A 13950-nucleotide genomic window follows, 5' to 3' on the forward strand; every position below is an offset into this window, starting at 1 on the left:
GAAATCCTCCTCGAATCTCTCCCTCGCTCTATACCCCACTTAGGGCTTCGGAACCGGAAAGACCATGGTGACGGTCAGGCCGGGCGCTTCCGTATTCTCCTTATGCGTGGAGGAAAGTTCGAGCGAACCGCCATGCAGTTCCATCACCGCCTCGACGAGCGAAAGGCCAAGCCCGGTGCCCGGCTTGGAGCGGCTTTCGTCAAGACGGACGAACCGCTTCAACACCTCGTCGCGCTTTTCGGCCGGAATGCCCGGCCCGTTGTCCCAGACAGAGAGCCGGAACGTGCCGTCGCTTTTTGCAAGCTTCACGCCGATCTTCGGCTCGCCCTTGCCTCCGGCGGCATATTTGATCGCGTTGTCGAGCAGATTGAAGATCGCCTGGCCGATGAGCTCGCGGTTGCCGCGCACGATGAGGCCCGGCTCCAGCGCGGTCGTAAGAGAAAGACCCGCCTCCTCCGCGACCGGCTCATAGAGCTCGGCGCTGTCGGCGGAAATCGCCGAAAGATCGACCTCGGACATTTCCGCGGCGATCGATCCGGCTTCCACGCGAGAAATCATCAGCAACGCATTGAAAGTTCGGATGAGCTGGTCGGATTCAGCGATGATGCCTTCCAGGGCGGAGCGGCGCACGTCCTCGCGCTTCTCGGCCAGCGCATCGGCCGCCTTGTTGCGCAGCCGCGTCAGCGGCGTCTTCAGGTCATGGGCGATGTTGTCCGAGACCTGACGCAGGCCTTCGTTGAGTTTCTCGATACGGCCGAGCATGGCGTTCAGCGAATCCGACAGCCTGTCGAACTCGTCGCCGGATTTTCCGACCGGCAGGCGCTGGGAGAGGTCGCCGGCCATGATCTTCTGGCTTGCCGCCGACATGCGGTCAATGCGTTTCAGCGCGTTGCGGCCGATGCCGAACCAGATTATCAGTGCGCCAAAGCCCATGATCGCCAGCGCCACCATCAAGGCCCGCCGCACGAGACCGCGGAACCGGTTCGGATCCCCCAGATCGCGGCCCACCATGACCCGGAGGCCATTGTCGAGGAGCAGCACGTTGGCCACGGCCAGGTGCCGCCGCGGACCGGCGGCCTCCGAATAAGGTTCGTAGCTGAAAGGAAATTTAGTCCAACCCTGCTCGTCAAGCACGCCCGGCTGCACGGAGGCGACGTTGCCTGCCAGCATCTCGCCGTTCGGGCCGGCGATCACATAAAGATTGGCACCCGGCTGACGTGCGCGACGCTCCATCATCCGCAGCAAAAGATTGATGCCACCGCGCTCATAGGCGCGCTCGATATCCTGCACCTCCTCCTGCAATGTCTGACGCGTCTGCTGCGCGAGCAGCCGTTCGGACATCGCCGTCACGTAAAAGACGAGAAAAGCGGCGCATAGTGCGAAGAGCAGAATATAGAGCGCCGACAGCCGCACGGCCGTCGAGCGAAACATCAGGCGGGCACGTGCGAGCAATTAGGCCTCGTCCTTGATCATGTAGCCGGCGCCGCGGATGGTCTTCAGAAGCGGCTTGTCGAAATCCTTCTCGATCTTCGAGCGAAGCCGCGAGACATGCACGTCGATCACATTGGTTTGAGGGTCGAAATGATAGTCCCAGACGTTTTCGAGCAGCATGGTGCGGGTGACGACCTGGCCGGCATTCTTCATCAGATATTCGAGCAGGCGGAATTCGCGCGGCTGTAGAAGCACTTCCTTGCCGGCGCGCTTCACTTCGTGGGAAAGGCGGTCGAGCTCCAGGTCGCCGACGCGGTAGACCATGTCCTGTTCGGGCGTGCCTTTCCGACGTCCGAGCACTTCCACCCGGGCAAGCAGTTCGGAAAAGGCATAGGGCTTCGGCAGGTAGTCGTCGCCGCCGGCGCGCAGTCCCGTCACGCGGTCATCCACCTGGCCGAGAGCGGAGAGGATCAGCACGGGGGTGTTGATGCCACGCTTGCGAAGCTCGCTGATGACCGACAAACCGTCGCGGCGCGGCAGCATGCGGTCAATCACCAGCACGTCGTAGGAATTTTCCGTGCCCATGAAGAGGCCGCTTTCGCCGTCGCTTGCATGGTCAACCACGATCCCGGCCTCGCGAAAGGCCTTGGTCATGTAGGCAGCCGCCTCCAGGTCGTCTTCGATCACCAGAATCTTCATGTGCGGAACAATAGCGTCACCGCCCGTTTTTGCACCATTGGATTCGGCAGTTTCGGCAGAATAACGGACGCTCGTCTCCATCTCTTTTCCCTTCCAAAGGAAAAGGGCGCCGGCCGTTGCCGGCGGCGCCCCGCTTCAATACGACCCAAAAGGGATCAACCCTGATCGATCGGCAGGGCGATGAAGCGGCTGTTGCCGCTGCCTTCGACCTGGAACAGCGCACGGGTGCGGCCGTCCTTGCGGGCCTCCTCGATCACCTTGCCGATATCGGCGGCACTCTCCACCTTGCGATTGTTGACCGAGACGATCTTTTCGCCGCTCTTCAGGCCGCGGGCGGCAGCCTCGGAGTCAGGATCCACCTCCGTCACCGAGAGGCCGGAACCGTCCTCGGCCGGGGCAACGGTGATGCCGAGATCGGCAAGCGCCTTCTCGCTGGACGGGGCCGGAGCGTCGGGCTGCTTCGGTTCGGCGGCGGCGGCCTCGTCACTTGCGAGGTTGCCGAGAGTGACCGGGATCGTCTGGACCTTGCCGTCGCGCCACAGTTCGACATCGACCTTGGTGTTCGGACCGAAGGCCGCGACGCGTTTGGCGAGGTCACGGGCATCCTTGATCGGCTGGCCGTTGACGGCGGTGATGACGTCGCCTTCCTTGATGCCGGCCTTCTGGCCCGGCGAACTTTCCTGCGGGGCGACCACGAGGGCACCGGAGGCTTCCTTGAGACCAAGCGATTCGGCAATGTCCTGATTGACCGGCTGGATCTGGACGCCGAGCCAGCCGCGCTCCACCTTGCCGTCCTTGATCAGGTCGTCGACGACGTCCTTGGCCACGGAGGCAGGGATTGCAAACGCGATGCCGACATTGCCGCCGGAAGGCGAGAAGATCGCCGTGTTGATACCGACAACTTCGCCCGAAAGGTTGAAGGTCGGGCCACCCGAATTGCCACGGTTCACGGCCGCATCGACCTGGATGTAGTCGTCATAGGGACCGGAGCCGATGTCACGGCCGCGGGCCGAGACGATGCCGGCCGTCACCGTGCCGCCGAGGCCGAACGGGTTGCCGACGGCGACGACCCAGTCACCGACGCGCACCTTCGAATCGTCCGCGAAGCTGACATAGGTGAACTTGCGGCTGGAGGCGTCGACCTTCAAGACCGCGAGGTCGGTGCGGCTGTCCTTGCCGACGAGCTTGGCTTCAAGCTCGGTACCGTCGTTCATGACGACCGTGTAGGCCGAACCGTCGGAAACGACGTGATTGTTGGTCACGAGATACCCGTCTTCGGAAATGAAGAAGCCGGACCCCTGGGCGGTCGGGCGAAGACGGTGCGGGCGGTTGCTGTCCGGGCCGCGCGGGCCGCCCCGTTCGGCGCGGTCGCGGTCGCCGGGACCGCCGGGCATCTGGCCGCCGAATTCGCGGAAGAAGCGTTTCAGCGGATGATCGTCCGGAAGCTGGTCGAAACCGCGGCCGCCGAAATTAAAGGAGAAATTGCTGCTGTCGTCGGAAGCGACCTGAGTGTCGGACTGGACACGGACGGAAACGACGGCGGGCGAAACGGCGGAGACGACGTCCGCAAAGCTCGGTGCCTGCGGTGCGGTGACGCTGACCGGAGCCGCAAAGGACTGCACGACCTGAGCCGGGATGCCGCTCGACAGCATGACCGCTGCAAGACCAGCCACGGTGGAGGCCTTCAAAACGGTCTTCAGGGAGGGACGTCCGATATTGCGCATCTTTAGAGTTACCTTCTTTTCTTCAGTCGTGATGTTGGCCGGAGGTCTGGCCAGGCGGTGGATGACGAAGATATAGGCGGCAACACGTTAACTGCACGTGGCGGACGAATGAAATATTGGTAATGTTCGCCCTGGGCTGTGTCAGGCGGCTATTTTTTCAGAAACTCTTCGAGTTTCGACTGCTCTTCCGGCGTCAGCGCCGCAACCGTCCGCTGGCTGGGACGCGTGCGGACGAAAACGAAAATCGCAATGGCGCCAATGAGAAGCAGCAGGATCGGCGTTGCCCAGAGGATCATCGTCTTGGTGCTGAAGCGCGGCTTCAAAAGCACGAACTCGCCGTAGCGCGATACGACGTAGTCGATCACTTGGCTGTCCGTATCGCCGTTGCTCAAACGCTCGCGCACCAGCACGCGCAAGTCGCGGGCAAGCTCAGCATTCGAATCGTCGATCGACTGGTTCTGACAGACCATGCAGCGCAGTTGCGCCGAGAGGTTCCGCGCCCGCTGTTCGAGAACGGGGTTGGAGAGAACCTCGTCCGGATTGACGGCAAAGGCTGGCAGCGCATTCAGAAACAGGAAAAGCGCGATGAAAAGCCTGCGCATCACTCCGCTGCCTCCAGTGCCGGTTTCACCGGCTTCGCCTTCCGGCTTGGAGCCCCGACCCGAAGCCTGCGGTCCGACAGCGATATGAAGCCGCCGAACATCATGATCAGCGCGCCGCCCCAGATGCACAGGATGAACGGCTTCCACCAGATGCGCACGACGATACCGCCGCCTTCCATCGGATCACCGAGCGAGACATAGAGTTGGCTGAGCCCGAAAGTCAGGATACCGGCTTCCGTTGTCGGCATGCGCCGGGCCGTATAAAGCCGCTTCGACGACCAGGTATCCGCAACCTGGACGCCACCGCGGCTGACCGTGAAATGACCGCGTTGCTCCGTGAAGTTCGGGCCTACCGCGTCTCGCATGCCGTCGAAGGTCAGCGAATAACCGCCGGCATCGACAGACGCGCCGGGTTTCATCTCGACCACCGTTTCGGTGCCGAAGGTCGTCGCGGCGAAAATCCCCAGAACCGTCACGCCGAGGCCGAAATGGGCGATCGCCGTGCCGAACACCGAACGCGGCAGGCCAGCAAGCCGCCGTAGACCGACCGACAACCCGACCTTCGAAAAATTGCCGCGATACCAGAGATCGGCGAGCGCGCCGAACATGCCCCAGAAGCCAAGCGCGAGCCCGAAGATCGCCATCACCGGACCGCCGTTGTGAACGTAATAGAAGGCAAGGCCGGCGAACAACGCCAGCGCGGCAAAGATCCAGAGCCTCTGCAGCGCGCCGAGCAGGTCGCCGCGCTTCCAGGCGAGCATCGGTCCGAAGGGCACCACGACCAGAAGCGGCAGCATCAAAAGCCCGAAGGTCATGTTGAAGAAGGGCGCGCCAACGGAGATTTTTTCGCCGGTCAGCGTTTCGAGCACCAGCGGATAGAGCGTGCCGGTCAGCACGGTTGCGGTCGCGACCGTCAGGATCAGGTTGTTCAGCACCAGCGCGCCCTCGCGCGAGATCGGCGCGAAAAGACCGCCCGCTTTCAGCATCGGCGCCCGCCAGGCAAACAGCGTGAAAGCGCCGCCGATGAAGATCGCCAGGATGCAGAGGATGAAGATGCCGCGCGTCGGGTCGGTCGCGAACGCATGCACGGAGGTTAAAACGCCGGAGCGGACGAGGAAGGTGCCGAGCAGCGACAGCGAGAATGTCATGATCGCCAGAAGCACGGTCCAGATCTTCAGCGCCTCGCGCTTTTCCATGACAAGCGCGGAGTGGAGCAACGCCGTGCCGGCAAGCCAGGGCATGAACGAGGCGTTCTCGACCGGGTCCCAGAACCACCAGCCGCCCCAGCCGAGCTCATAATAGGCCCAGTACGAACCCATGGCGATGCCGGCCGTCAGGAAGGTCCAGGCGGCAAGCGTCCAGGGCCTGACCCAGCGCGCCCAGGCGGCATCGATGCGCCCTTCCATCAGCGCCGCAACGGCGAAGGAGAAACAGACGGAAAAGCCGACATAACCGAGATAGAGAAGCGGCGGATGCACCGCGAGCCCGAAATCCTGCAGAACCGGATTGAGGTCCTGCCCTTCGGCAGGAGCGGGATCGAGGCGCAGGAACGGGTTCGAGGTCAGCAGGATGAAGAGCAGGAAGGCACAGGCGATCCAGGCCTGCACGGCGAGCACATTGGCTTTCAGCGTCTCCGGAAGGTTCCGCCCGAAGACCGCCACCAGCGCACTGAAAAAAGTCAGGATCAGCAGCCAGAGCATCATAGAGCCTTCGTGATTGCCCCAGACGCCGGAGTATTTGTAGATCAGCGGCATCAGCGAATGGGAATTCTCCCAGACGTTCTTCACCGAAAAATCCGAGACCACATAGGCCCAGGTGAGTGCTGTGAACGACAGGGCGACGAGCGTGAAGACCGTCAGCGTCCCGGTTGTGCCGAGCGCCATCATCGCCGTGTCGCCACGCCGGGCTCCGATCGCCGGCAGGACCGAAACGATCAGTGCGGTGGCAAGCGCGAGCACAAGCGCGTAATGGCCGATCTCGATCATCATCGGGTTGCCGCCTCCTTGCCCTCGTTACCTTGGCCCTCGTTCCATACGCCATCGGCCTTCAGGCGGTCGGCGACTTCCTTCGGCATGTAGTTCTCGTCATGCTTGGCAAGCACGCTGTCGGCGACGAAACTATGCGTCACCGCATCAAAAGTGCCCTCGGTCACCACCCCCTGCCCTTCGCGGAAAAGGTCCGGCAGGATACCGGTATAGGTGACGGGCACGTTGCCCGTGCCGTCGGTCACGGTGAAACTCACCGTCGAACCCTGGCCGCGTTTCACGGAACCTTCCGCCACCAGCCCGCCGAGCCGGATACGCGTGCCCGGCTTGACCTCCGTTTTGGCGAGATCGGCCGGCATGAAGAAATAGGCAACCGACTGGCTGAAGGCGAACATGACGAGCAGCACGGCGACGATGATGAAGCTCATGCCGCCGGCGATCACCGCAAGCCGTTTCTGTTTGCGCGTCATTGGGTCGTTCCCTCCACGGCGAGCCCCATCTCGTTTGCCAGGGCCACCAGTTCGCCGGAGGACGGGAACTGTTTAAGCCCGCTCTTCAGCGCTTCCTGCGCCTTCTCCTTGTCGCCAAGCACGGAGTACGAGCGCACCAATCTCAGCCAGCCTTCAAGATTGTTCGGATCCTCTTTCAGCCGCGCCGCAAGGCTGTCCACCATGCCGCGGATCATCGCCTGCCGGTCGCCCTGCGACATGGTCCCGGCTGCGGCCATGTCTTCCTGCGTCGGATTGCCCGGCGCCTGCGCCGTACTCTGATCGGGCGCGACCGTGCCGCCGTTCTTGGCAATATGCTGGTTCACGAGCTCGAGCCACGGCGCGCCGGCCGGCGAATCCTTGGCGATCGCCTCGAACACGCTCCGCGCCTCCGCCGCCCGCCCCGCCTGTTCGAGCCCGAGACCGACATAGAAGCGCGACCGCGGATTATCCGGTTCGAGCCTCACCGCCTCTTCGAACGCAGAACGTGCATCCTCCGTAACGATGCCGTCATTGGACGCCACCAGCGTCTCGCCGAGACCGGCCAACCGGGTTGCGCTGGGGCCAAGCAGGCGGATCGCATTGCGATAAGCCATTTCGGCGTCACCCAGCCGCATGGAGCGGAAGTAGATCGGCGCGAGCAGATCCCAGCCCGCCCCGTCGTTCGGGTTCTGGGCAAGATGGCGTTCCGCCTTGGCTACGAGCAGGGCGACATTGTTGCCGGGATTGGCGAGGCGCGCTTCGAGCGGCTGGTCCGGAAGCCCGGGGCTGCCAAGCGTCAAGTAAAGACAGAGACCGACGACCGGCAGCACGAGCGTTACCATGGAGGTCACGAGGGCATATTTCCCCGTCTTTGCCGCGCCTTCCTGCCTATCCGCATTCGCCCCCGCCGCGGCCAGCAGCCGGCGGCCTATCTCGGCGCGGGCATATTCGGCCTCCTGGGGCTCGATCAGACCTTGGGCGCGGTCCCGCTCCAGCTCCGTCAGCTGATCGCGATAAACCTCGACCTCACCGGTACGATCGGCAGCCACCACCTTGCCGCCGCGGGCGAAGGGCATGATCAGCACTGCCGCAACGGCTGCCGTCAGAAGCGCGAGGATAATCCACAAAACCATAATGGCCCATTACTGCAACGGCGCTAGCTTTCCAACTGCGGCGCCGGCGTTGACGCGAATTTGAGGCGTTTCGCCGCAAGTCGCGGCATTCATATGGTGTCTCAAGCCGTATCCGGCCATGACATAAGTCAAAGCGTCGCAGACGCGTCAAACTTCACGTTAACGGTGTCCACGTCCCGTCGGAATTGCGGCATGCCGCACCGCGTGCCGTCACGTCGCGTCCGTCGGCGGTTACAGTATGACGATATTGACGGCAATTCTGCGTTCCGACCTGATAAGGAGCATTGGCGACCACCTGGCCGTTTGCGTCATCTCCCTTCCAAGGCACGGTCTGGCCGACGGCGGCTCCTTCCAAAGCCCGGTATTCCGCCTCCAGGGCGCGTGAACGGTCGCTCCCCGAAAGCGTCACACCCGTGCGGCCGACGATACCGCCCTGTAGCGCGGAAATATAGGAGGCGGACGCAGAAGGCTTCGGCGAAAGAAGGCCACGCGGTCCACCCATCCCGCTACGTGACGCTGTACCGCAGCCGGCAAGCATGCCCGCTACAAGAAACAATGAAACGGCATTTCGGAGTTTCGGGGATCGCATCTTGTCAAAAACCGGGTCGCGAGTTGTCTTTGCTCGGTCATCTCTGCCGAAACTGCTTCCGTCTCGGCATGGCATCATTATGGCGCTACTCGAAAAACACATGGATCCGATAATGGCTCAATCCTCGCATATCAGCAGGCTGCAGCAATGACGCTGTTTCCGGAAAAGATATAGCAGGCGATCCATCCGTCCATAACCGGAGGAACGGATCAATCCCATGTTGCCCTTCCGCCACATCTGCTCCGGTGTTGTCATGGCTCGCCTCGCAGCCTTCGTCGGGTTCACGCCGCACTCTTCGTCACGCCCGGCAGAAGAAGCCGGGCCATCAATCCCCCGCGCGGACCGCGCGTCAGCTTGAACATACCCTGATATTCACTGGTGATCTCGCGCACGATCGACAGACCCAGACCTGCACCCGGCTTGCTCTCATCGAGCCGCGTGCCGCGCTTCATCGCTTCGCGGATCTGGTCGGGTTCGAGCCCTGGCCCGTCGTCCTCCACCGTCATCTCGACCCAGGTGCGCCGCAGCGCATCCCCCTCCTGTTGCGGCTCGGAGGCCGGCGTTGCGGTGATCCAGACACCCGTCTCGCAGAAGCGCGCCGCGTTTTCGAGCAGATTGCCGATCGTCTCCTCCACATCCTGCTGCTCCATGGCAAGTGCTGCGCCTGGCGGTGAGACGGAAAGATGGAATTCCTTGTCCGGATTGAGCCGGCGCATGACGCGGACCAGACGCTCCAGCACCGGCTCGATATCCGTGCGGGCGAGCAGGGATTCGCGCTGGGCGGCGATACGCGCGCGGCTGAGATAGGATTGCACCTGTGCCTGCATGGCTTCGGCCTGCGAACGCACGAGTTCGGACTGCGGCTTGTCAAGCAAGCGCGCTTCGTTGAGCAGCACGGCGATCGGCGTTTTCAGCGAATGGGCGAGGTTGCCAACCTGCATGCGCGCCCGCTCGACAAGGCGGCGGTTGCTTTCGATCAGCGCATTGATGTCATTGGCAAGCGGCATGATCTCGCGCGGGAACTCGCCCTCCAGCCGCTCCGCCTCCCCACGCCGTACCCTTTCGAGCGCCCGGCGGGCCCCGTCGAGCGGCTGCAAGCCATAGAGGATGGCGAGGCCGTTCACGACGAGGCTGCCCAGGCCGAAGACGGCGAGCGCGATATAGAGGCTGCGGGTAAAGGCCTGGATATCCTCCTCGACGACCGCCAGATTGCCCGACACGCGGAAGCGGGCAGCCCGCCCCTCGCCGTCAAGGACGACCTCGGTTTCCGCAACGAGAACATGGTTCCCGAAGGCGTCATTTGCAGGATAGAAGCGCTCGTAGCGGTTGTTGAAAGGTACCGCCAGGATCGAGGGCACGCTGACGTTCGAAGTGCCGAGCGAGGAGGAGGATAGCGGCCTTGCCGCAAAGGTGCCGAGCGGTTCGATGATCCAGTACCAGCCCGTCTCCGGCTGGGAAAAGCGCAGATCGCCGAGCTGCGGACTTCCGGAGAGCTGGTTGTCGCTGCCGATCGTGATCGAATTGATGACGTTGTAGAGTTGAGCGCGCAGAAGGTCGGTGAAGGCGCGCTCCGCCGATTGCCGGTAGAGCTGCGAAATCACGATCGAGATCACCACCAGGGCCAGCGCTGACCAGGCAGTTGCAAGAAGCAGCACGCGGGCTGTCAGCGATCTCGGTCCGATGGTGCGAAACCTAACGCGCATCAGTTGGCGCTTGCATCCTGTAGCCGAGGCCGCGGACAGTCTCGATGAGATCGACGCCGAGCTTCTTGCGAAGCCTGCCCACGAAAACCTCGATCGTATTGGAATCGCGGTCGAAATCCTGGTCATACATATGCTCCACAAGCTCGGTGCGGGAAACGACCTGGCCCATATGGTGCATCAGGTAGGAGAGCAGCCGGAATTCGTGCGAGGTAAGCTTGAGCGTCACGCCGTCGACGCTCGCCTTCGATGCCTTGGTGTCGAGCCTGACCGGCCCGCAGACGATCTCCGAAGAGGAGTGCCCGGCGGCACGGCGGATCAGCGCACGCACCCGCGCCAGCACTTCCTCCACGTGGAAGGGTTTTGCGACATAATCGTCGGCGCCTGCATCGATTCCCGCCACCTTGTCGCTCCAGCGGTCGCGCGCGGTCAGCATCAGCACCGGCATGCCCTTGCCGCCGGCGCGCCATTTCTCGATGACGGTGATGCCATCCATGGCCGGCAGGCCGATATCGAGGATCACCGCGTCATAGGGCTCGTTGTCGCCGAGGTAATGGCCTTCCTCGCCGTCGAAAGCCTGGTCGACCACATAACCGGCCTCTTTCAAGGCATCGGAAAGCTGCCGGTTGAGATTGACGTCGTCTTCGACCACCAGAATGCGCATGCACCGCCCCTCGAATGATATGCCGGCAAATTGGCCAACAGCTTACATCGGAACCCTTACGGTGACCTTACGCGGCCTCTCGCTGCCGTTGCCCTGGACGAGCACCGTGACGACACAGGTCTGGCCGTCGGAGGACGGCTGAGCGGAAAGAAGCTGGCCGCCGGTTTCCCGCACAACGCGAGATGCCGCCGAGCCGCAATCGCCCGCAACGAGCATGAGATAATCACGCGCAGAGGCCTTTTCCGGCTGCAGGCCGGAAAAACCGACAATGCCGGCAGCCAGTATCGCGATGATCGGCAGTCGCGCCATGGTTACAGTTTCCACTCACAAGACAACAGGATTCATGCCCGAAGCATATGGCGGATTATGTAACCAAAGGCGGCTGAATGGCAAATGAATGGTCCGTAATGCTTTCTTTCATGAGGCTATTTTCCCCCGATTCCGGTATCGGCAGAAATCCGCCCATAGATTGCAAGAAGCCCGCCGGCCGCCCCCACCAATGTCACCGCGATGTCCGCAAGATCGGCCTGCATGTCGGCGCCGAGTTCGATTCCCGCCACCTGCAAAAGTGATGCGCCGACTGCAATCAGTGCGCCCCAGACCGTTTTCGACTGATACCAGGCCTTCATCCCGTCCATGTTTCATCTCCGTTTCTTCAGCTAAAGTAAAATGGTCGTTCCAACCGGTACACCGAGCGGCACGGCGCGGCCCATCTGCCGTATGCGCAATGAAAGGCTCGCCTGCGCCGCGCCGAAGTCGGCAATCTCATCGGCCGCCGGATAGGTGAAAGCCGGTTCCGTCACCTCGATCGCGCGCCGGACGATTGCTCCGTCCAGAACCTCGATGCGGTAGCGCTCCGTCGGTTCGTCCAGCGGGATATCCGCTCCCTCCCAGTCGTCCGCTTCCACCCTGCCGCGTCTCACCCAGGTCACCCGGACGTCGCCCGCGGCCTGTCGCTCCCCGCGGACATGAGCGGGCGACAACGGCGTCTCCGCGCGGATGCCACCTGCAAAGACATGCGGGCCTGAGCGGCCGCCAGCCTGGCCAAGGCTTTCCGCAAGCCAGTTCATGCCGAGACCACGCTCTTCCGCCGTGAGCCCCAGCGACACCACCGCCTCGTCGAGAACCACGACGGCAGCGCCCTGACCCGCGCCGGCCAGCATCGCATCTTCCGTGCCGGCGAGACCGCGCAGCAAGCGCCCGAGGCGCCAGCGGTTCGGACTGATCTCCTCCGCATCCGCATAACCGATCCCCTCCCAGACGCCGTTCGCAGCCTTTACCGCGATCCGGTTCTCGCCGTTCAGCACCGCCCGCTCATCCGCAGAGGACAATCCGCCGAAGAAGAGGTCGAGTTCCGCCATGCCGCCCCGATCGAAGCGACCGGTCATGCCGGGACTGAGCGGCTCAACCAGAACACCCACTCTCGCGGGTCGGTCGAGCACCGTCCGCGTCCGGTAGCCCTGGTTTCCGGCCGACGAGGAAAGCGCCATGCGTCGCCACGGCCGGCAGAAGCCAGCAACGCGCGCGAAGCCTGCCGCTTCGCCCGACGAGAAACGGGGCAGGTCGAGTAAGTGCAGGACCGGCGCAAAGGCATTGGACACGGTGCTGCCCGCATTCCTGCGTTCCGGCTCGCCGGCATAATTCGCTGGCGCAAGCGGCGCGTGATGGCGTGCCTCGATCCGCCGTGTGGCGCCCTCCTCGATCCGCTCGACGATGAAGGTCCCGTCCGGACCGGCGATATCCGGCAGCGCCAACCGCACTGCATCCCCCGGTTCGACCCCGATATCGGCGGGTGAGAGTGAAAAAGCTACCGTTCGCTGCCCGATCCGCTGTGTACGCAGCAGCGTCTCGACCGCGCCGAGTGCCGTCTCCTGCGCAAGCACCGCCGGCAGATCGTAGCTCAGCGTCCGTTGGCTTTCGGCTCGCGTCCGGCGGGAGCGCACACTGGCCTGCTCATAATCGAGCCGCGGATTGGCCTTGCGGAATTGTCGAGCAGCGCCTTGTTCCAGGAAGCCGCTGTGGTCGTCGAGCGGATGAAACAGTTTCAGATGCAACAGCATCATGCCGTCCCCATCCGCCGCGTGACGCCGCCGGCGCGGTAGTCATAGCCCGTCGCCCAGCCGTCGCGGCCCTCGACCACACTCACCCGGTCGGGGCGCAGGAGATGCAGTTCCCGCAGGGTCCCGCCGATCAGAAGCGGCTCCACATAGGCATTGCCCGAGAGCAGCAGATGCCCATGGAGCGCCTCGAGGAAATCCGGTCCGCCCTGCCGCCCGTTCGGCCGGGAGACCTGCGGATGGGTTTCACCCTTCTGTGCTTCAGCCACGGCTTTTCGCCCGCCCGTGAAGAACCACGCGCGCCAGAATGGAGATTTCACGTTTAAAGCCTCTGTTCTTGCGAAACTTCCCGCAAGGGAGAAAGGATGCCGCGTTGCGGCGGGTCTACCTCTCTCCAGGCGGGAGAGGCTTTGAAGCGGTGGCCGAAGGCCAGAAATCGATGAAGTCGATTTTCAGCGCACAAAGGCCTGAGCGCATCCCTGTGCGAAGGCAATCACGATCTTGAGCCTAAGCTAAGTCGTAGATTTTGTTGGTGAGGGGGTAGGTTTGCGGAAGCCCCTACCTCAGATCGGGCGCCTTACCGCCTTCTCGACGTCGTAATCGGCCGCAAACCGCATTTCGCGGATGGGCCTCACCCGCTCGATCGATTGCTGATAGACCGGATGCGCCTTGTAGGCGGCAAGCGCCGCCTCATCTTCGAATTCGCCATAGACGACGAAATCCACCTCGTTGCCAAGCTGGTCGGTCTTCTCATTGATGCCGATCTCAAGACGTGCCGCATGCGGTATCTCGGTCAAAAGCGACAGGCCGGAAAGCACGGCCTGACGGTCGTCCTCGCTGCGTGCGGTAAAAAAGACGATATGGCGGATCATGGATGCACTCCGGTTGACGCACCG

General features: G+C 63.0%; 14 protein-coding genes and 1 pseudogene. All 15 read right to left on the minus strand.

Annotated features, from left to right (window positions below):
- Positions 1-39: 39 nt before the first annotated feature.
- Complete coding sequence (locus tag J2046_RS09995) at positions 40-1431, minus strand: sensor histidine kinase (protein ID WP_210051629.1); 1392 nt, start codon at positions 1429-1431, stop codon at positions 40-42.
- A gap of 21 nt (positions 1432-1452) precedes the next feature.
- Positions 1453-2211, minus strand: coding sequence for a response regulator transcription factor (locus J2046_RS10000; RefSeq protein ID WP_280107491.1), 759 nt, complete (start codon positions 2209-2211; stop codon positions 1453-1455).
- A gap of 74 nt (positions 2212-2285) precedes the next feature.
- Entirely contained in the window at positions 2286-3854 is a 1569-nt protein-coding gene (locus J2046_RS10005) for a Do family serine endopeptidase (protein WP_210051251.1), read from the minus strand.
- A gap of 149 nt (positions 3855-4003) precedes the next feature.
- Complete coding sequence (locus J2046_RS10010) at positions 4004-4459, minus strand: cytochrome c-type biogenesis protein (protein ID WP_037157499.1); 456 nt, start codon at positions 4457-4459, stop codon at positions 4004-4006.
- Positions 4456-6444 (minus strand): heme lyase CcmF/NrfE family subunit, encoded by a 1989-nt coding sequence (locus J2046_RS10015; protein ID WP_210051252.1) that lies wholly within the window; start codon positions 6442-6444, stop codon positions 4456-4458. Before J2046_RS10015 ends, J2046_RS10010 begins: the two co-directional genes overlap by 4 nt.
- Positions 6441-6911, minus strand: a complete 471-nt coding sequence (ccmE, locus tag J2046_RS10020) for a cytochrome c maturation protein CcmE (protein WP_210051253.1) — start codon at positions 6909-6911, stop codon at positions 6441-6443. Before ccmE ends, J2046_RS10015 begins: the two co-directional genes overlap by 4 nt.
- Entirely contained in the window at positions 6908-8044 is a 1137-nt protein-coding gene (gene ccmI, locus J2046_RS10025; protein WP_210051261.1) for a c-type cytochrome biogenesis protein CcmI, read from the minus strand. Before ccmI ends, ccmE begins: the two co-directional genes overlap by 4 nt.
- Positions 8045-8198: 154 nt before the next feature.
- A complete protein-coding gene (locus tag J2046_RS10030) occupies positions 8199-8633 on the minus strand; it encodes a hypothetical protein (RefSeq protein ID WP_210051263.1) in 435 nt (144 codons plus the stop codon).
- A 281-nt stretch (positions 8634-8914) separates the two neighbouring features.
- Complete coding sequence (locus J2046_RS10035) at positions 8915-10336, minus strand: sensor histidine kinase (protein WP_233469652.1); 1422 nt, start codon at positions 10334-10336, stop codon at positions 8915-8917.
- Positions 10326-10997, minus strand: coding sequence for a response regulator transcription factor (locus J2046_RS10040; protein WP_037157513.1), 672 nt, complete (start codon positions 10995-10997; stop codon positions 10326-10328). Before J2046_RS10040 ends, J2046_RS10035 begins: the two co-directional genes overlap by 11 nt.
- 42 nt (positions 10998-11039) lie before the next feature.
- On the minus strand, positions 11040-11306 hold the full coding sequence (locus J2046_RS10045; protein ID WP_210051266.1) for a hypothetical protein: 267 nt from the start codon (positions 11304-11306) through the stop codon (positions 11040-11042).
- A gap of 116 nt (positions 11307-11422) precedes the next feature.
- Positions 11423-11635 carry a hypothetical protein gene (locus tag J2046_RS10050; protein WP_210051268.1) on the minus strand — a complete coding sequence of 71 codons (213 nt, stop codon included), beginning with the start codon at positions 11633-11635 and terminating at the stop codon, positions 11423-11425.
- Positions 11636-11656: 21 nt separating this feature from the next.
- On the minus strand, positions 11657-12940 hold the full coding sequence (locus J2046_RS10055) for a GTA baseplate fiber-binding domain-containing protein (protein WP_210051270.1): 1284 nt from the start codon (positions 12938-12940) through the stop codon (positions 11657-11659).
- A 2-nt stretch (positions 12941-12942) separates the two neighbouring features.
- Positions 12943-13287, minus strand: a pseudogene (locus J2046_RS33785) (phage portal protein); the annotation flags it as partial.
- Positions 13288-13617: 330 nt separating this feature from the next.
- On the minus strand, positions 13618-13926 hold the full coding sequence (locus J2046_RS10065; protein ID WP_210051272.1) for a Dabb family protein: 309 nt from the start codon (positions 13924-13926) through the stop codon (positions 13618-13620).
- Positions 13927-13950 lie beyond the last annotated feature (24 nt).

The organism is Neorhizobium petrolearium, assembly GCF_017873175.1.
In the GTDB taxonomy this organism is placed as follows: domain Bacteria; phylum Pseudomonadota; class Alphaproteobacteria; order Rhizobiales; family Rhizobiaceae; genus Neorhizobium; species Neorhizobium petrolearium.